We start from the raw sequence: 17015 nt of genomic DNA, 5'->3' as shown, positions 1-17015 counted from the left end.
GCCCTCGGCCCCGGTGGTCTGGTGGTCAGGTGCGTCGTCGCTCCTCGACGGGTCGGCGTTGCAGCAGTCGCTCGAGCGCGAGGGTGGCGAGGTAGAAGAGCAGGCCGAGGGCGATGGATGCCAGGACGTAGGCCCAGGCCCGGGCGTAGGCGCTCGACGCGGCCGACGTCGAGATGAGGCCGCCGAGTCCGCCGCGCGGGCCGCCGAAGTACTCCGCGACGAGCGCGGAGATCACGGCGAGCGACGAGGCGATGCGGATGCCGGTGAGGATGAACGGTCGCGCCGTCGGCAGCGTGAGCGTGCGCAGCACCTGGCCCGAGTTCGCCGCGTACGCCTTCATGAGGTCGCGGTGCACAGGCGCGGTCTGCCGGAACCCGCGCAACGTGTTGATGAACACGGGCACGAACGAGGCGAGGGCGGCGATCGCCTGCCGGCCGAACTGGCTGTCGGCGCCGAACATCGAGTTGAGCACTGGCGCGAGGGCCACGATGGGGATGACCGCGAGCGACGCGACGACTGGCGCGCTCATCTGGTCGATCGCGCGCCACCGCGCGGCCAGTGCGGCGAGCAGGATGCCGAGGATCGAGCCGACGACCAGGCCGACGAGCGCGTTCGTGCCCGTGATGACCATGGCCTGCGCGATCGACGGCCAGTACGCGATGAACTCCTCGATGATCGACGCCGGGCTCGGCAGCAGGTAGTCCGAGACGCCGACCACGCTGACGAGGAACTGCCACGTGCCGAGCACGATGAGCCCGACGGCGATCGGCGCCACGATGCGCAGCGTGTTCTCGGTGCGCGGGCTCCAGCCGTGCGAGCGGGCCCGCGGCGGGCGCCCGGTCGCGCCGCTGGGTGGCGGCGGCGGCGAGGCGGCGGATGCGGCGGCGGCGGTCATCAGCGCGTCTCCACCCCGCGCGGCCCGGTGCCGACGGGGGCTCCCCCGTGCAGCGCCTCGCGGACCGCGGTGACCATGTCGAAGAACGCCCGCTCCTCGCGGAGCTCCTCGGTGCGGGCGGCGCGCTTGGCGTCGGCGCCGAGCCGCATGGGCACGATCTCCCGGATGCGCCCGGGCCGCGGCGACATGACGACGACGCGGTCGGAGAGGAACACCGCCTCGGGGATCGAGTGCGTGACGAACACGACGGCCGCGCCGGTCTCGGCCGAGATGCGCACGAGGTCGGACTGCATCTTCTCGCGCGTCATCTCGTCGAGGGCGCCGAACGGCTCGTCCATCAGCAGCAGCCGCGGTTGCTCGGCGAGCGAGCGGGCGATGGCGACTCGCTGCTGCATGCCGCCCGAGAGCTGGTCGGGGTAGCGGTCGGCGAAGTCGGCGAGGCCCACCATGTCGAGCAGTTCGGCGACGCGGGTCGAGCGAGCTGCGGATGCCACGCCGTGCAGCTCGAGCGGCAGGGCCACGTTCCCGGCGACCGTGCGCCACGGCAGCAGCCCGGCCGACTGGAACGCGATGCCGTACTCCTGGTCGAGCCGCGCCTGCCGTGCGGTCTTGCCGAACACCGTCAGGGTGCCGGCGGTCGGGTCGTCGAGGTCGGCGATCAGCCGCATGAGGGTCGACTTGCCGCATCCGCTCGGGCCGATGAGCGAGACGAACTCGCCGGCGGCGACCGTGAGGTCGATCGCGTCGAGCGCCTGCACCTGTCCGCTGCGGGTCTCGAACACCTTGTCGACCCCGCGCACCTCGACCGCGGAGGTGGCAGCAGCGGCAGCGGAAGCGGTCTGGGCCTGGGGGTCGCTCATGCGGCCTCCTCCGTTCGTCGGTAGTTCTTGAGGATCACGCCGAGCAGGGCGATCGAGCCGGCGGCCACGAGGCCGAGCACGATCGCGCCGAAGATCGGCGCCCACGCCTTGGCCGGGTCGCCCGATGCCTGGCCGGCGAACTGGATGAGGATGCGCCCGATGCCGCCCTGCAGGCCGGTCGACACCTCGGCCACGACCGCGCCGATGACCGCATTGGCCGCGCCGAGGCGCAGCGCGGGCAGGAGGTAGGGCACGGATGCCGGGAACCGCAGCTTCACGAGCGTCGTCCAGTAGCCCGCCGCGTAGGTCTGCATGAGCTCCTCGTGGATGCGGTCGGGCGACTGCAGGCCCTTCAGGGCGCCGATGGCGATGGGGAAGAACGCCAGGTAGCTCGCGATGAGGGCGACGGACATCCAGTCCTGCCACTCGAACGAGCCGATCTCGACGCGCGACCCCCAGCTCTTCACGACGGGCGCGAACGCGATGAGCGGCACGGTCTGGCTGATGATGATCCACGGCAACAGGCCCCACTCGGCGAGGCGCCAGCGCTGCATCACGAGCGCGAGGCCGATGCCCACCACCACGCCGACGAGCCACCCCACCGCCGCGATGCCGAGCGTGGTGAGCGCCGACAGCGCGATGACCGCCCAGAGCGGCTGCGCCGTCGGCGAGCGCGTGACCGGCTCGCCGAGTCGGCCGATCATCTCCCACACGTGCGGCATCGCGAGGTCGGTGGTGCGCGGCAGCACGCGGGTGGTGCCGAGCACCACGCCGTCGGCCGGGCCGAGCAGCTTGTACGCCTCCCAGATGAGCACGACCGCGAGGATGCCAGCGAGGCCCCAGCCCCAGCGGGCGAGCGCCCGGCGACCGCGGCCGCCACGGCCGCCACGACGAGGCGAGCGGATGCCGCGGTCGGGCGCCGCACCCGCGGCATCCGTCACCGCGGTCGTCTCGCTCACGCCGGCCTCCGTCATGCCTTCGCCGTGATGTGCTCGGAGAGCGCCGGGATCACGGTCTCGCCGTAGACCCGCAGCGTCTCCTCCTTGTTGTCGTGCTGGAGGTAGCCTGCGAACTGGTCGACGCCGAGGTCGGCGAGCGCCTTGAGCTTCGCGATGTGCTCGTCGGCGGTGCCGAGCACGCAGAACCGGTCGACGATCTCGTCGGGCACGAACGACGTGTGCGTGTTGCCGGCCCGGCCGTGCTCGTTGTAGTCGTAGCCCTCGCGGCCCTTGATGTAGTCGGTCAGGGCCTGGGGCACCGCCCCGCTCGAGCCGTCGGAGCCGGTGCCGTACTTCGCCACGATGTCGGCGACGTGGTTGCCCACCATGCCGCCGAACCAGCGGCACTGGTCGCGCATGTGCTCCCGGTCGTCGCCGATGTACATGGGCGCGGCGACGCAGAACTTCACCGACATCGGGTCGCGGCCCACCGCCTCGGCGGCGTCGCGCACGTGCTGGATCATCCACGCGGCGATGTCGAGGTCGGCGAGCTGCAGGATGAACCCGTCGCCAACCTCGCCCGCGAGCGTCAGCGCCATCGGCCCGTAGGCGGCCACCCACACCTCGAGCTCGGAGCCGCGCGACCACGGGAACTGCAGCTGCGAGCCCTTGTACTCGACCGGCCGCGAGTTCGCCAGCTCGCGGATCACGTGGATCGACTCGCGCAGCTCCTTCAGCGTGGTCGGCTTGCCGTTCGTCACGCGCACCGCGGAGTCGCCGCGGCCGATGCCGCAGATCGTGCGGTTGCCGTACATCTCGTTGAGCGTCGCGAAGATCGACGCGGTCACCGTCCAGTCACGGGTCGCCGGGTTGGTGACGAAGGGGCCCACCTTGATGCGGTGCGTCTCGGCGAGGATCTGGCTGTAGATGACATATGGCTCCTGCCACAGCAGGTGCGAGTCGAACGTCCACGCGGTGCTGAAGCCGTACTGCTCGGCGAGCTTCGCCAGGTGCACGGTGCGCGATGCCGGGGGGTTCGTCTGGAGGACGACTCCGAAGTCCATGGGGTGCTCCGCTCGGTTGGGGGTCGGCTCGGGGGTTGGGGGTCGACTCAGATGAGGTACTGGCTGAGGCCGCGCCTGAGGAAGCGGCCGTCGCCCTTGGCACCGAGGTACTGGTCGTCGTCGACGATGACCTTGCCCCGGGACAGCACCGTGTCGACGTGGCCGTCGATCTCGAAGCCCTCCCACGCGGAATAGTCCATGTTCATGTGGTGCGTCTTCTCGAGGCCGATCGACGTGTGGCCGTTCGGGTCGTAGACGACGACATCGGCGTCGGCGCCGGGCTGGATGACGCCCTTCGTGCCGTACAGGCCGAACATGCGCGCCGGCGTGGTGCTCGTGAGCTCCACCCAGCGCTCGAGGGTGATCTCGCCGGTGACGACGCCCTGGTACATGAGGTCCATGCGGTGCTCGATCGAGCCGATGCCGTTGGGGATCTTCCGGAAGTCGCCGAGGCCGAGCTCCTTCTGGTCCTTCATGCAGAACGGGCAGTGGTCGGTCGAGACCATCTGCAGGTCGTTCGTGCGCAGCGCCTGCCACATCGACTGCTGGTGGCCCTCCTCGTGGGAGCGCAGCGGGGTGGAGCACACCCACTTGGCGCCCTCGAAGTGGCCCCACTGCTCGCTCGACGCGCCGAGCTGCTCCTCGAGCGACAGGTAGAGGTACTGAGGACACGTCTCGCCGTACACGTTCTGCCCCTTGTCGCGCGCCCACGCGAGCTGTTCGACGGCCTGCTTCGCCGACACGTGGACCACATAGAGCGGCGCGCCCGTGAGCTTCGCGAGCATGATCGCGCGGTGGGTCGCCTCCTCCTCCATCTCCCAGGCGCGGGCGACACCGTGGTAGTACGGATCGGTCTTGCCCTGCTCCACGAGCTGGGCGGCGAGCACGTCGATCGCCGGGCCGTTCTCGGCGTGCATCATCGTGAGCATGCCCGTGTCGCGCGACACCTGCATGGCCTTCAGGATCTGCGCGTCATCCGAGTAGAAGACCCCCGGGTACGCCATGAACATCTTGAAGCTCGTGATGCCCTCGTCGGGGAGCCGGCGCAGCGTCGCGAGCGACGCCTCGTTGACGTCGCCGACGATCTGGTGGAACCCGTAGTCGATCGCGCAGTTGCCGGCCGCCTTCTCGTGCCACGCGGCCAGCCCGTCCTCGATGCGCTGCCCGTAGGTCTGCACGGCGAAGTCGATGATCGACGTCGTGCCGCCCCAGGCCGCCGCCCGCGTTCCGGTCTCGAAGGTGTCGGATGCCTCGGTGCCGCCGAACGGCAGCTGCATGTGCGTGTGCGCGTCGATGCCGCCGGGGATCACGTACTTGCCCGTCGCGTCGATGACGCGGTCGACGGATGCCGCGACATCCGTGCCGAGGATGCTGCTGCCGGGTTCCAGCACGGCCCGGATGGTCTCGCCGTCGATGAGCACGTCGGCCGCGGCGCGTCCGGTCGCACTGACGACGGTGCCGCCGCGGATGAGGGTGGTGGCCATGTTCGCTCCTTCGCGTGGCTCGTCGGGTTACGGCTTCGGAATGGAGGTGTAGGAGTCGGGCCGGCGGTCGCGGTAGAACTGCCACGCGTTGCGGACGTTCCGGATCATGTCGAGGTCGAGGTCGCGGATGACGACCTCCTCCTCGGTCTCGGAGCCGTAGGCGCCGACGATGTTGCCCTGCGGGTCGACGAACTGGCTCTTGCCGTAGAAGTTCACGGCGAGGTCGCCGTACTCGTTGTCCTCGAGGCCCACCCGGTTCGCCGCGGCGACGAAGTAGCCGTTCGCGGCGGCCGCGGCCGGCTGCTCGATCTCCCAGAGCCGGTTCGACAGGCCGGGCTTCGTGGCGTTCGGGTTGAACACGATCTGCGCGCCGTTGAGGCCGAGCTCGCGCCAGCCCTCGGGGAAGTGCCGGTCGTAGCAGATGTACACGCCGATCGGCCCGACCGCGGTGTTGAAGATGGGGTAGCCGAGGTTGCCTGGCCGGAAGTAGAACTTCTCCCAGAACTTGTCGAGGTTCGGGATGTGGTGCTTGCGGTACGAGCCGAGGATCGTGCCGTCGGCGTCGACCACCACGGCGGTGTTGTAGTAGACGCCGGGCTGCTCCTCCTCGTAGATCGGCAGCACCATCACCATGCCGAGCTCCTTCGCGAGCGCGGCGAAGCGCTGCACGATGGGGCCGTCGGCGGGCTCGGCGTAGTCGTAGTACTTCACGTCCTCGGTGATGCCGAAGTAGGGGCCGTAGAACAGCTCCTGGAAGCAGATCACCTCGGCGCCCTGCTCCTTCGCGTCGCGGGCGAACTGCTCGTGCTTGTCGAGCATGGACTCCTTGTCGCCGGTCCAGGTCGTCTGCGTGATGGCCGCTCGGACGATCGTCATGTTGCCTCCTGAGTCGGTCGGCGTCGTTGCCGTCCGCTCGGTGCGCCTGGCGGGACTGTGCTCAGGTGCGACCGGGCGATGCTGCGACGCCGAGGGTGGTGCGGACTGCCGAACGGGGCTCGCGACCCGTTCTGTTATTGTTCGGCGTGAACATTTCTCTTATGTTTCACTCTGTGTCGCTGTGGTGAATTCATACTGTCCCTTGCGTCGTGAGGAGGCAATGGTCGTGTCAGGTATTCCTGTGACGGTGCTTCGATGAACGGCGATCGAGCGGATGCCGCTGCGCTGGTCGCGCGGGCCCAATTCCCTGACGCGACACCACGCGGCATCGCCGGCGTGATCGCTCGGCGCGTGAGCTCGGGCGAGCTCGCGCCGGGCGAACGCCTGCCAACCGTCCGCGACCTCGCCGCCGTGCTGGGCGTGAGCCCCGCCACGGTGAGCCAGGCGTGGCAGGCGCTCGCGCGCGCCGGCATGATCGAGTCGCGCGGCCGCGCCGGCAGCTTCGTGCGGGGCGGAGCATCCGCTCGGGGGGCATCCGCTCGGCTGGCGCCGCGGATGCGCGGGATGGCGGCGCCCGACGACCCCGTGCGCCTCGACCTCTCCCGTGGCACGCCCGACCCGCTGCTGCTGCCCGCGCTGGGACCGGCGCTCTCGCGGGTGTCGGCTCGCGCCGAGACGGGGAGCTACCAGGCCGAGCCCGTCATCCCGGCGCTCGCGACCGTGCTCGCCGACTCGTGGCCGTCGCCCGCAGGCTCGATCATGGTCGTCGACGGCGCGCTCGACGCGATCTCGCGCACCCTCGAGCAGCTCGTGCGGTTCGGCGACCGCGTCGTCGTCGAGAGTCCGGGGTTCCCGCCGTTCCTCGACCTGCTCGACGTGCTCGGCGCCGAGGCGGTGCCCGTGCGGCTCGACGCGCACGGCATGGTGCCCGAGGCGCTCGCCCGCGCGCTGCGTGGCCGGCCCGCCGCCGTGCTGCTGCAGCCCCGCGCGCAGAACCCGACGGGGGCGTCGATGACCGCCGAGCGTGCCGAGGCGCTAGCGCACGTCATCCGCTCCGCCGCCGACGTCGACGACCTCGTCGTCATCGAGGACGACCACTCGGGGCTGATCTCGACCGAGGGCGACGTGACCCTCGGCACCTGGCTGCCCGACCGGGTCGTGCACGTGCGGAGCTTCGCGAAGTCGCACGGGCCCGACCTGCGCATCGCGGCGCTCGGCGGCCCGCGCGACCTGGTCGACCGGGTGGTCGCCCGCCGCATGCTCGGCCCCGGCTGGACGTCGCGGATGCTGCAGACGATCCTGCTCGACCTGCTCACCGACGGCACCTCGATCGACGCCGTCGCCGAGGCCCGGCGCCAGTACTACACGCGGCAGAGGGCGCTCGGCGATGCACTGCGGGCCCGGGGTGTGCCCGTCGCGCCCGCCGACGGCATCAACGTGTGGGTGCCCGTGCTGAGCGAGCGGTCGGCGCTCGTGCAGTTGGCGGCAGCCGGGATCCGGGTGGCGGCGGGCACGCCGTTCCTCGCGGCATCCGACACCGCGGATGCCGCGAACGGCGCCCGTACCCGCCCCGGCGGCGACTTCGTGCGGGTCACCGTCGGCGCGCTCCGCGACGGCGCCGACGACGTGGCCGACGCGCTGGCGACGGCGGCGCAGCACGTGGCGGTCGGCGGGTACTGAGCGGCGGGTGGGCGCGGGGCGGGGCCGCGGCATCCGCTCAGGCCGTGACGCCGCCGGGCGCGCGAGCGTAGCGGTCGGGGGTGATCGAGAGCTCGGCCTGGCCGCCGGTGATCGAGCGGAGGTCGAGCACGTAGCGGGCGAGCTCGGCCTCTGGGACGTCGGCGATCACGCGGGTGCGGCCGTCGTCGGTGGTCTCGGTCGCGCTGACGCGGCCGCGGCGTCCGGACAGGTCGGTGAGCACGGTGCCCTGCAGCTCGGCCGGAACCGTCACGGTCACGACCGACACCGGCTCGAGCAGCACCGTGCCGGCCTCGGCGAGCGCCGCCTTCACGCCGATCGACGCCGCCGTGCGGAACGCCATCTCCGACGAGTCCACCGAGTGCGACTTGCCGTCGAAGAGCTCCACCTTGACGTCGACGACCGGATGCCCCTGCGGGCCGCCCGTGGCGAGCGCATCCCGCGCGCCCTTCTCGACGGCGGGGATGTAGGTGCGCGGCACGGCACCGCCCACGACGGAGTCGACGAACTCGAAGCCGCTCCCCGACGGCAGCGGTGAGACGCGCAGGTGCACGACCGCGAACTGCCCATGGCCGCCCGACTGCTTCTTCAGCTTGCCCTCGACCTGGGCGTGTCCGGCGATCGTCTCGCGGTAGGCCACGGGCGCCGGCGAGGTCGTGACGTGCACGCCGAAGACGCGGGCCAGCCGCTCGACGGCGACCGCGAGGTGCATATCGCCCAGGCCGCGGAGCACCGTGTGGCCGCCAGTGCGGTCGATGACGAGCGTCGGGTCCTCGGCGACGAGCCGCGTGAGTGACGTCATCAGCTTCTCGTCGTCGGACTGCGTCGCCGGGGCGAGGCTCACCGCGAAGACCGGCTCGCGCCGCGGCAGCGGCAGCGGACGGGCGACGCCGTTCGCCCGCGACCAGAGCAGCGACCCCGACGGCGACCCGGTGAGCTTGGCCACGGCTCCGACCTCGCCGGCCCGCAGCACGTCGGCCGGCACGTGCTCGGCGCCGCGCAGGCGGAAGAGGCCGTGGATGCGCTCGTCGGCGCCGGTGGTCGCGTTGTGCAGCCGGTCGCTCGGACGCACGACACCAGAGAGCACCTTGAACGTCGAGACCTGGCCGACGAACGGGTCGGCCACGGTGCGGAACACGTGCAGCAGCGCCTCGCCGTCGGGGTTGGGCGCGACGGCCAGTTCGGTTCCGGATGCCGCTCCGCTGCCGTTGCCGCCTGCACCACCGCCGCCGCCGCCGCCGAGCACGATCCGGCTGTCGTGCCCGCGACCCGAGGGAGCGAGCGCGCACACCAGGTCGGCGACCCGGTCGACGCCGGTGCCCGTGACCCCCGAGCAGACGACGACCGGCACGGCGTCGCCGCTCGCGACCTCCCGGGCAAGGGTGCGCTCGAGGTCGGGCGCCGAGGGCTCCCGGCCGTCGAGGTACGCCTCGAGCTGCTCGTCGTCGTGCGACACGATCTCCTCGGTCACGTCGACGTGCATGCGGTGCTCCTCCGCCTCGGCCTCGGCGGGCAGCGGCTCGTCGTGGTGCCGGCCGGTCTCGTCGTAGACGAGCGCCTGCTCGCTCAGCACGTCGGCGATCGCGCGGAACGCCTGCTCCTCGCCGAGGGGCAGCTCGAGCGCCACGAGCCGGTCGCCGAAGGCGGCGTGCAGGTCGGCGAGCACCCGCCGGAAGTCGGCGCGGGCCTTGTCCTCCTGCGTCACGGCGATGATGCGGGGTACCCCGGCCGCCTCCGCCGCGGCCCACGCCGAGCGGGTCCCCACGGTCACGCCGTCGACCGCGCTGACGGTGATCACCGCGACATCCGCCACCGACATCGCGGTGTCGACGCCGCCGACGAAGTCGGGATGGCCCGGCGCATCGGCCAGGGTCAGGTCGTACTCGACGCCGTCGGGCCCGGTCCACTGGAAGTACGCGAGCGCGAGGCTGAGGCTCATGCCCCGCGCGACCTCCTCGGGGTCGTGGTCGCACACCGTGCTGCCCTGCTCCACGGTCCCGGCGCGCGGGATGGCGCCGGCTCGCAGCAGCAACGCCTCGGCCAGGGTGGTCTTGCCCGAGCCTGCCGCGCCCACGAGGGCGACGGTGCGGTGGGTCGTGGTGGGTGCCGAGTTCATGGGGCCTCCCGCGCCGGTGCGGTTCTCCCGTCCATCGTGGACCCGTCGCGCGATGAACACCAGAGGGTGGCGTCGACCGCGTGGTGATGCGTTCGTCTCGATCAGGCGGTTCCGGATGCCGCGGGCCGCCGCACGCGGCATCCGGAACCCTGCGCTCGTCAGCGTCGACCGAGGCGGCGCGCTCCGATCCGTGCGGCCGCGGCGCCGGCCAGCAGCAGGGCCAGTGCGGCGAGCAGAGCGCCCTGTGTCTCAACGCCGGTCGACGCGATGCCCGAGGCGCTGCCCGTGCCCGTGGTCGACCCGGATCCTGAACCGCCGGAGCCCGAACCGCCACTTCCGGAGCCACCGGGCGTTCCCGGGTCGCCGGGGCCGCCCGTGCCCGGATCGGTCGTCGCGTTCACCGTGATGGTGAACGTGGCGGCGATCACCGCGAAGAGCATGACCTCCTCGGGCGGCGCGGAGTCGGTCGCCGTGCAGGTGATCGTGGTCACGCCGATCGGGTAGAGCTCGCCCGAGGCGTGGTCGCAGCTCACCGTGATCGGGGCGACGCCGCCGGTGGTCGTCGGCGGGTCGAAGACGACGGTCACGCCCGGCTCGCCGGGAGGCGCGTCCACGACGATGTCGTCGGGCACGTCGATCGTGAGCGGATCGGGCTCGTCGACGAGGAGCGCGTATCGCACGGTGTTGTCGGTGGACGTCGACGCAGCACTGGGGTTCAGCGCGGCATCCGTCGCCACACCCGCGGCGATCGACGCGGTCAGGACGCCGTCGCCCGTCAGCCCGTTCACCGACACCGTGTACGTGCCCGGCGTCCCACCGGGCACGACGGTCGCCGCCGGAGTGCCGGTACCGGTGAAGGCCAGCGTCAGGTCGGCATCCGTGAACCCGATCACGGGCTCGCTGAACGCCACGTCGAAGACGATTGGCAACACGTCCGTCGGATCCGCCTGCGTCCCGCCCTGGTCGATCGTCACCGTCGGCGCCGTCACGTCGGGATCGCCCTCGTCGAAGTCGTAGGTCACCGTGTCGTCCGTCGAGGTCGACGCAGCACTTGGGTTGAGCGCCGCATCCGTCGCCACGCCCGCCGCGATCGACGCGGTCAGGACACCGTCGCTCGTGAGCCCGGTGACCGACACCGTGTACGTGCCCGGCGTGCCACCCGGCACGACGGTGGCCGCGGGGGTGCCGGTGCCCGTGAACACCAGCGTCACGTCGGAGTCGGTGAACCCGACCACCGGCTCGCTGAACGCCACGTCGAACACGATCGGCAGCGCCGTGGCCGGATCCACCTGCGTCGCACCCTGGTCGATCGTCACGGTCGGCGCCGTCACGTCACCGTCGTCGAGGTCGAACGTCACCGAGTTGTCGGTGGACGTCGAAGCAGCACTGGGATTCAGCGCGGCATCCGTCGCCACCCCCGCGGCGATCGACGCCGTGAGCAGGCCATCGCTCGTGAGCCCGTCCACCGAGACGACGTACTGGCCCGGCGCCCCACCCGGCACGACGGTCGCCACCGGCGTACCGGCACCCGTGAACGCCAAGGTCACGTCGACCGCGGCGAACCCGAGCACCGGCTCACTGAACGCCACGTCGAACGCGATCGGCAGCACCGGCGCGGGATCCACCTGCGTCGCACCCTGGTTGATCGTCACCGTCGGCGCCGTCGTGTCGGGCTCGTCGGCGGACTCGTAGGTCACCTCGTTGTCGGTCGAGGTCGATGCCGAGTTCGCGTTCAGCGCGGCATCCGTGAACGCCCCCGCCCCGATCGACGCGGTGAGCACGCCGTCACCGGTCAATCCGGTTACGGTCACCGTGTACTCGGTCGGCGAGCCGCCGGGCACCAACGTCGCGACCGGCGTGCCGGTTCCGCTGAACGCGAGGTCGACGTCGGTCGCGTCGAGCCCGACGGCCGGCTCCGAGAGCTCGACGTCGAAGGTGATCGGCAGCGTCGACGTCGGATCGACCTGCGTCGCGCCCTGCTCGACCGTCACCGTCGGCGCCGTCGTGTCGGGGGGAAGGTCGTCGTCGCCGATGGTCACGAGCGCCGACGGATCCGACGACGTGAGCCCGTAGCCGGGCGGATCGGCGGGGAGCGTGACGGAGACCGTGTAGGTCTCGCCCGGGTCGTACACGGCGTCGGCGAGCGCGTCCACGGGGATGTCGACGGCCGCGGCATCCGCGGGCACCGGGATCGTCGTCGCCGCGAGCGAGGTGTAGTCGACGTCGGCCGTCGTCGGCGCGACGGGTGCGGTCGACACCGTGAGATCGAAGGCCGGATGCTCCGCCGGCGTGATCGTGACGGGCACCGTGCCCGTCGCGCCCTCCGCCACGGGCACGTCGGTCGGCAGCGTCACGTCGACCTCGGTGCCGGCGCCGACCTGCACGACCACCTTCTCGGTCGTCGGGACATCGTTCGTGTCGAGGTCCAACCCGAAGAACGGCACCTGCATGCCGTAGGGCGGGTCGCCGAGGTACTGCAGGGGGAGGCCGTTGTTGCCGAGGTCGGAGACCAGGAACCGCACGGTGCACGTGACGTCGGTCAGGCCGGTCGCGAGGAACTCCACCTGGTCGAGCGCGTAGTTGAGGCTGTCGATCGCGTTCAGCCCGCTCACCACGCCGGCGAAGGCGCTGTGCGGGTCGCTCGGATTGCCGGTGGCGAAGGGCAGGTTCTTCACCTCGTCGGGCAGCGCGTTCATCGCCCCTTCGACGACGAGCGCCCGGTTGGCCTCGTACTCGGCGAACTCGGGATCGGCCGGATCAGGCGAGACCGCCAGGTCGAGGGTGTCCTCCATCAGCTCCTCGAGGTCGTCGTAGATGGTGAACGGCGACGCGGGCATCGCGAACATGCCGCAATCCGTCCACGCGATGAGCAGCCACTCGTCGCCCGGCCCGTCGATGGTGTCGTCCCCGTCCTGCTCGTCGTTGTCCTCATCGACGACATTCCAGTCCTCCTCGTCGGGCTGTCCGGCGTCGTCGCCGGCATCGCCGAGGAAGCCCGACCCGCCCGACGGCACCTGGAAGACCTGGTCGGGCACCTCGACCTCGGGGAAGTCGTTGAGCTCCTGCACGCGGATCTGGATGTCCGCCTGCGCGGTGCTGAGCGCCGGGTCGCCGGGCACGAGCGTGACGGCGAGCGTCTCTGGATTGGACCCGTTGTAGAAGTACGGGTCGTCGGCGGTGCCGTCGTCGTCGGAGTCGTCGTCGGGCGTGTAGACGAGGGTCTTCAGCGCGTCGTTCACCTGCTGGGTCGTGCCGATGACTGCGACGACCGGCGCGGGCAGGTCGCTGAGCGCGCTCTTGTCGCGCACGAGGGCGCCGCTGGGCAGCTGCAGCACGTCGATGCTGCTGTCGGAGTCGTCGACGACGGATGGCGGGTCGCTGAAGTCGAGGGTGCCGTGCGACACCGAGAGCTGGACCGCCGTGCATCCGGTGAGGTTCCATGGGTCGGCGTTGACGCAGCCCGCCTCGGCCGATTCGACCGCGATGGTGCGCACGTCCTGCGAGATGAGGTCGGTGGCGCCGTCGAACGCGAGCTCCCCCTCGGGGATGAACGTCGGGAAGCCGGCGGGAAGGCTCACCGGCAGCGATCCGGCGGGAGCCATGTACAACCGGGTCGGCGGGTCGACGAACGACGGCGCCGCCGCCTGCGCGGGCACCACCAGCGTGAGGGCGGCGACCGCCCCGAGTGCCGCGCCGAGTGCAACGGTGCGGATGCCACGCCGCCGTCGCGGCGCGCGGCCGCGCGTGAGCCACCCCATCGTCATACGTCCCCCCGGTCGCGACGCGAACTGCTGCGTTCGGGGGACACGCAACCAGTCCCCGACGCCGCCGTCAAGGCGAACGTGAGAATCCGTCGCGGTTCGGCCGCCCCACTTCGGGGTACGCGTGGGCGAGGTGGTCGGATGGACCGCGCCGGCCCACCCTTCGCGCGCGGGTAGCGTGGCAGGGTGCGGATCACAGTGCTCGCGGGCGGCGTCGGAGGGTCGCGCTTCGTGCGCGGGGTGCGCGAGGAGTGCGCGCGGCGCTGGCCCGACGGGAACGGCGGCTCGGCGGCATCCGTCACCGTGATCGTGAACACGGGCGACGACCTGTGGCTCGCGGGGGTACGGCTCATGCCCGACTTCGACTCGCTCCTCTACTCGCTCGCGGGCGTCAACGACACCGAGCGCGGCTGGGGCCGCGCCGGCGAGACCGAGCGGGTCGCCGCCGAACTGCGGGAGTGGGGCGTGGGCTGGCCGTGGTTCACACTCGGCGACCTCGACCTCGGCACGCACCTCGCCCGCACGGCCTGGCTGCGCGAGGGTGCGACGCCCTCCGAGGTGGCCGCCCGCCTGCAGCGCCGCTGGCCGCTCGGCGTGCGGCTGCTGCCCGCGACCGACACCGAGGTCGACACGCAGGTGCTCGTGGCCGACGCCGATGAGCTCGACGGCGAGCGCGAGATGCACTTCCAGGAGTGGTGGACCAGGTACCGCGCCGCCCTTCCGGCGATCGAGTTCCGGCAGCGCAACCTCGACCACGCCCACCCGGCGCCGGGCGTCGTCGAGGCGATCCGCGGCTCCGACCTCGTGCTCGTCGCCCCGTCGAACCCCGTCGTCTCGATCGGCACCATCGTGTCGATCCCCGGCATCCGCGAGGCCGTGCGCGAGACCCACGCCCCGGTCGTGGGCGTCTCCCCGATCATCGGCGGCAAGGTCGTGCGCGGCATGGCCGACGCCTGCCTCCCGGCGATCGGCGTCGACACGACCGCCGAGGCGGTCGGCCGGCACTACGGCGCGCGCTCGGCCGGCGGGCTCATCGACGGCTGGCTCGTCGACGACGCGGATGCCGCGGCCGTCGAGCCGCTCACGGAGACCGGCCTCGTCGCGGCATCCGTGCCCCTCTGGATGCGGGACCTCGACACGTCGGCGGCGCTCGCGGGACAGGCCATCGACCTCGGCGAGCGCCTGCGCGACCACGCGACCGGGCGTGAGTCAACCCGGTGATCGACGCCGCCTGCTGACGTAACGTGCATCGGGCGACGCGATCGGAGGGCCCATGCGCCTCGTCATCATCGGAGCCACCGGCAACATCGGCACGGCAGTGCTGCGCCGACTGCGCGACAGCGACGCGGTGACCGAGGTGGTCGGCGTCGCGCGTCGACAGCCCGAGTCGCGGGCGGAGCCGTATCGCGGTGTCGACTGGCGCGCGGTCGACGTGTCGCAGTCCGGCGTCGCGCCCGAGCTCGCGTCGATCCTCGAGGGCGCCGACGCGGTGGTGCACCTCGCGTGGCTGCTGCAGCCCAACCACCGAGAGCGCGAGTTGTGGGCCACGAACGTCGACGGCCTGCGGCGCGTGCTCGCCGGGGCGGCCGCGGCGAGGGTGCCGCACGTCGTCGTGGTGTCGTCGGTCGGCGCCTACAGCCGCGGTCCGAAGCACACCCGCGTCGACGAGAGCTGGCCGACGGGCGGCATCCACACCTCGCACTACAGCCGTCACAAGGCGGTCGACGAGCGGCTCCTCGACGAGTTCGAGGGCGAGCATCGCGACGTCGTGGTCACCCGCGTGCGACCCGGGCTGGTGTTCCAGCGCGGCGCGGCGAGCGAGATCGCGGGGCTCTTCGCCGGCTCGCTGCTGCCCGTGCGGTGGCTCGGCCGGGTGCGGATCCCCATCCTCACCGTGCCGTCGCAGGTGATCTCGCAGGCGGTGCACGCCGACGACCTCGCCGACGCCATCGTGCGCATCGTGGAGCAGCGGGCGGGCGGCGCGTTCAACGTCGCCGGCGAGCCGGTGCTCGACCCGCAGGCGCTCGGCCAGGTCGTCGGCGCACGTCGCGTGGTCCCCGTGCGGCTCGTCGTCGTGCGGGCCCTCATGTGGATCACATGGAAGCTGCGCCTGCAGGCCTCGGATCCCGGGTGGCTCGACATCGCCGCGAACGTGCCGGTCATGTCGACCGAACGGGCGCGGTCGGTGCTCGGCTGGAGTCCGCGGCACCGCTCGACCGACGCGATGCGCGAGGTGCTCGACGGCCTGGCCGACGGCGCCGGCGTGGAGGCCTCGCCGCCGCTCGCACCGCGGGCGTAGCGGATGTCGGCGGTGCGCGTCAGACTGTCGCGGTGCTGCTGATCGTCGTGCTCGCGCTCGGGGCCGCGCTGCTCTACGGCACCGCGGACTTCTTCTCGGGCGTCGCGGCACGCCGCATCGCGGTGCTCGTCGCGACGACGATCAACTACGCCGTCGCCACGGTCGTGCTGGTGATCGTCGTGCTGACGGTCGGCGGCGTGTGGTCGACCACGGCGATCGCGAGCGGCGTGACGGCCGGGCTCCTGGCCGCGGTCGGGTTCCTCACCTTCACCGCGGCGCTCGCCGCCGGGCCGATCTCGCTCCTGACGCCGCTCATCGCGCTGCTGAGCTCAGCGGTGCCCGTCGTGGTGGCCCTCGTGCTCGGCGATCACCTCGCGCCCATCGCGTGGGTCGCGGTCGTCGTCGCGATCCTCGGCTCGGTGCTCATCGGGCTCGAGCGGCGGGTCGACACCCGGAGCGCGAAGCCGCGCACCCTGCTGTTCGCGGCGATCTCGGGCCTGGCGTTCGGCTTCGCCACGGTGGCACTCGACCTGGCACCCGGCGACGCCGGCATGGTGGCGGTGTTCCTCGACACCACCTCGGGTCTCGTGCTGCTGCTCGTGCTCCTCGGCCTGGCACGCGTGGTCCCGGCGATGCGGCGCGCGATGGCAGTGCTCGACGCGCATCAGGCCGACGATGAGCCGGCGACGGGTTCGGCTCAGCGCGCCGCGGTGGCCGCGGCCGACCCCCGACGTCGCGCCCGCCTGCTCGCCGCTGGCGCCGGCCTGCTCATCGGCGGCGCCAACGTGCTGCTTATGCTCGCCCTCCACGAGGGCAGCGTCGCGGTCGTCGCCGTGCTGGTGAACCTCTATCCGGTCGCCACCGTGCTGCTGGCCTGGATCGTGCTGCGCGAACGCATCAACGCCGTGCAGGGCACCGGCGTCGTGCTGGCGGTCGCCGCGTCGGTGATGCTCGGCCTCGTCTAGCGGCGAGCCGCCCGCCGAGGCCGACACCGCCGGCCGTCGCAGGTCTACGATGGACACGA

At 72.0% G+C, this 17015-nt stretch carries 12 protein-coding genes; 4 read left to right on the top strand and 8 right to left on the bottom strand.

Annotated elements, in window-relative coordinates:
* Positions 1-25: 25 nt before the first annotated feature.
* Genes J2X63_RS09020 through J2X63_RS08995 form a run of 6 tightly spaced genes read right to left on the bottom strand, consistent with a single transcriptional unit; the run spans position 26 to position 6117 of the window.
* Positions 26-895 carry an ABC transporter permease subunit gene (locus tag J2X63_RS09020; RefSeq protein WP_309976268.1) on the bottom strand — a complete coding sequence of 290 codons (870 nt, stop codon included), beginning with the start codon at positions 893-895 and terminating at the stop codon, positions 26-28.
* Positions 895-1755 (bottom strand): ABC transporter ATP-binding protein, encoded by an 861-nt coding sequence (locus J2X63_RS09015; protein ID WP_309976266.1) that lies wholly within the window; start codon positions 1753-1755, stop codon positions 895-897. Before J2X63_RS09015 ends, J2X63_RS09020 begins: the two co-directional genes overlap by 1 nt.
* Positions 1752-2714, bottom strand: a complete 963-nt coding sequence (locus tag J2X63_RS09010) for an ABC transporter permease (protein ID WP_396133127.1) — start codon at positions 2712-2714, stop codon at positions 1752-1754. Before J2X63_RS09010 ends, J2X63_RS09015 begins: the two co-directional genes overlap by 4 nt.
* Positions 2715-2725: 11 nt before the next feature.
* Entirely contained in the window at positions 2726-3757 is a 1032-nt protein-coding gene (locus tag J2X63_RS09005) for a TIGR03842 family LLM class F420-dependent oxidoreductase (RefSeq protein ID WP_309976264.1), read from the bottom strand.
* Between the two features lie 47 nt (positions 3758-3804).
* Positions 3805-5241 carry a dihydropyrimidinase gene (gene hydA / locus J2X63_RS09000; RefSeq protein WP_309976262.1) on the bottom strand — a complete coding sequence of 479 codons (1437 nt, stop codon included), beginning with the start codon at positions 5239-5241 and terminating at the stop codon, positions 3805-3807.
* Positions 5242-5268: 27 nt separating this feature from the next.
* On the bottom strand, positions 5269-6117 hold the full coding sequence (locus J2X63_RS08995) for a nitrilase-related carbon-nitrogen hydrolase (protein ID WP_309976260.1): 849 nt from the start codon (positions 6115-6117) through the stop codon (positions 5269-5271).
* Between the two features lie 255 nt (positions 6118-6372).
* Here J2X63_RS08995 and J2X63_RS08990 point away from each other — a divergent pair, with 255 nt between their 5' ends.
* On the top strand, positions 6373-7797 hold the full coding sequence (locus J2X63_RS08990) for an aminotransferase class I/II-fold pyridoxal phosphate-dependent enzyme (RefSeq protein WP_309976258.1): 1425 nt from the start codon (positions 6373-6375) through the stop codon (positions 7795-7797).
* 37 nt (positions 7798-7834) lie between these two features.
* Here J2X63_RS08990 and J2X63_RS08985 read toward each other — a convergent pair whose 3' ends face one another.
* Entirely contained in the window at positions 7835-9931 is a 2097-nt protein-coding gene (locus tag J2X63_RS08985; protein ID WP_309976256.1) for an elongation factor G, read from the bottom strand.
* 158 nt (positions 9932-10089) lie between these two features.
* The gene (locus J2X63_RS08980; RefSeq protein ID WP_309976255.1) at positions 10090-13689 is read right to left on the bottom strand and encodes an HYR domain-containing protein; all 3600 of its coding nucleotides are present in this window, start codon (positions 13687-13689) and stop codon (positions 10090-10092) included.
* A 189-nt stretch (positions 13690-13878) separates the two neighbouring features.
* Here J2X63_RS08980 and cofD point away from each other — a divergent pair, with 189 nt between their 5' ends.
* From cofD to J2X63_RS08965, 3 genes are read left to right on the top strand one after another with little or no spacing between them, the layout of a single operon-like run.
* Entirely contained in the window at positions 13879-14913 is a 1035-nt protein-coding gene (gene cofD / locus J2X63_RS08975) for a 2-phospho-L-lactate transferase (protein ID WP_309976253.1), read from the top strand.
* Positions 14914-14965: 52 nt separating this feature from the next.
* On the top strand, positions 14966-15991 hold the full coding sequence (locus tag J2X63_RS08970) for an NAD-dependent epimerase/dehydratase family protein (protein WP_309976251.1): 1026 nt from the start codon (positions 14966-14968) through the stop codon (positions 15989-15991).
* Between the two features lie 32 nt (positions 15992-16023).
* Positions 16024-16956, top strand: a complete 933-nt coding sequence (locus tag J2X63_RS08965; protein WP_309976249.1) for an EamA family transporter — start codon at positions 16024-16026, stop codon at positions 16954-16956.
* The last annotated feature ends 59 nt before the right edge of the window (positions 16957-17015 follow it).

It is taken from the genome of Agromyces sp. 3263, assembly GCF_031456545.1.
Lineage (GTDB): Bacteria > Actinomycetota > Actinomycetes > Actinomycetales > Microbacteriaceae > Agromyces.
Note: the sequence above shows the minus strand (reverse complement) of the source record. Positions and strands in the feature narration are given on the sequence as shown.

Coding starts and splice junctions, on each gene's coding strand:
- J2X63_RS08970 (WP_309976251.1), top strand. CDS start 14,966: ATGCGCCTCGTCATCATCGGAGCCACCGGCAACATCGGCACGGCAGTG.
- J2X63_RS08990 (WP_309976258.1), top strand. CDS start 6,373: ATGAACGGCGATCGAGCGGATGCCGCTGCGCTGGTCGCGCGGGCCCAA.
- J2X63_RS09005 (WP_309976264.1), bottom strand. CDS start 3,757: ATGGACTTCGGAGTCGTCCTCCAGACGAACCCCCCGGCATCGCGCACC.
- J2X63_RS09020 (WP_309976268.1), bottom strand. CDS start 895: ATGACCGCCGCCGCCGCATCCGCCGCCTCGCCGCCGCCGCCACCCAGC.
- J2X63_RS08985 (WP_309976256.1), bottom strand. CDS start 9,931: ATGAACTCGGCACCCACCACGACCCACCGCACCGTCGCCCTCGTGGGC.
- J2X63_RS08995 (WP_309976260.1), bottom strand. CDS start 6,117: ATGACGATCGTCCGAGCGGCCATCACGCAGACGACCTGGACCGGCGAC.
- J2X63_RS09015 (WP_309976266.1), bottom strand. CDS start 1,755: ATGAGCGACCCCCAGGCCCAGACCGCTTCCGCTGCCGCTGCTGCCACC.
- hydA (WP_309976262.1), bottom strand. CDS start 5,241: ATGGCCACCACCCTCATCCGCGGCGGCACCGTCGTCAGTGCGACCGGA.
- J2X63_RS08980 (WP_309976255.1), bottom strand. CDS start 13,689: ATGGGGTGGCTCACGCGCGGCCGCGCGCCGCGACGGCGGCGTGGCATC.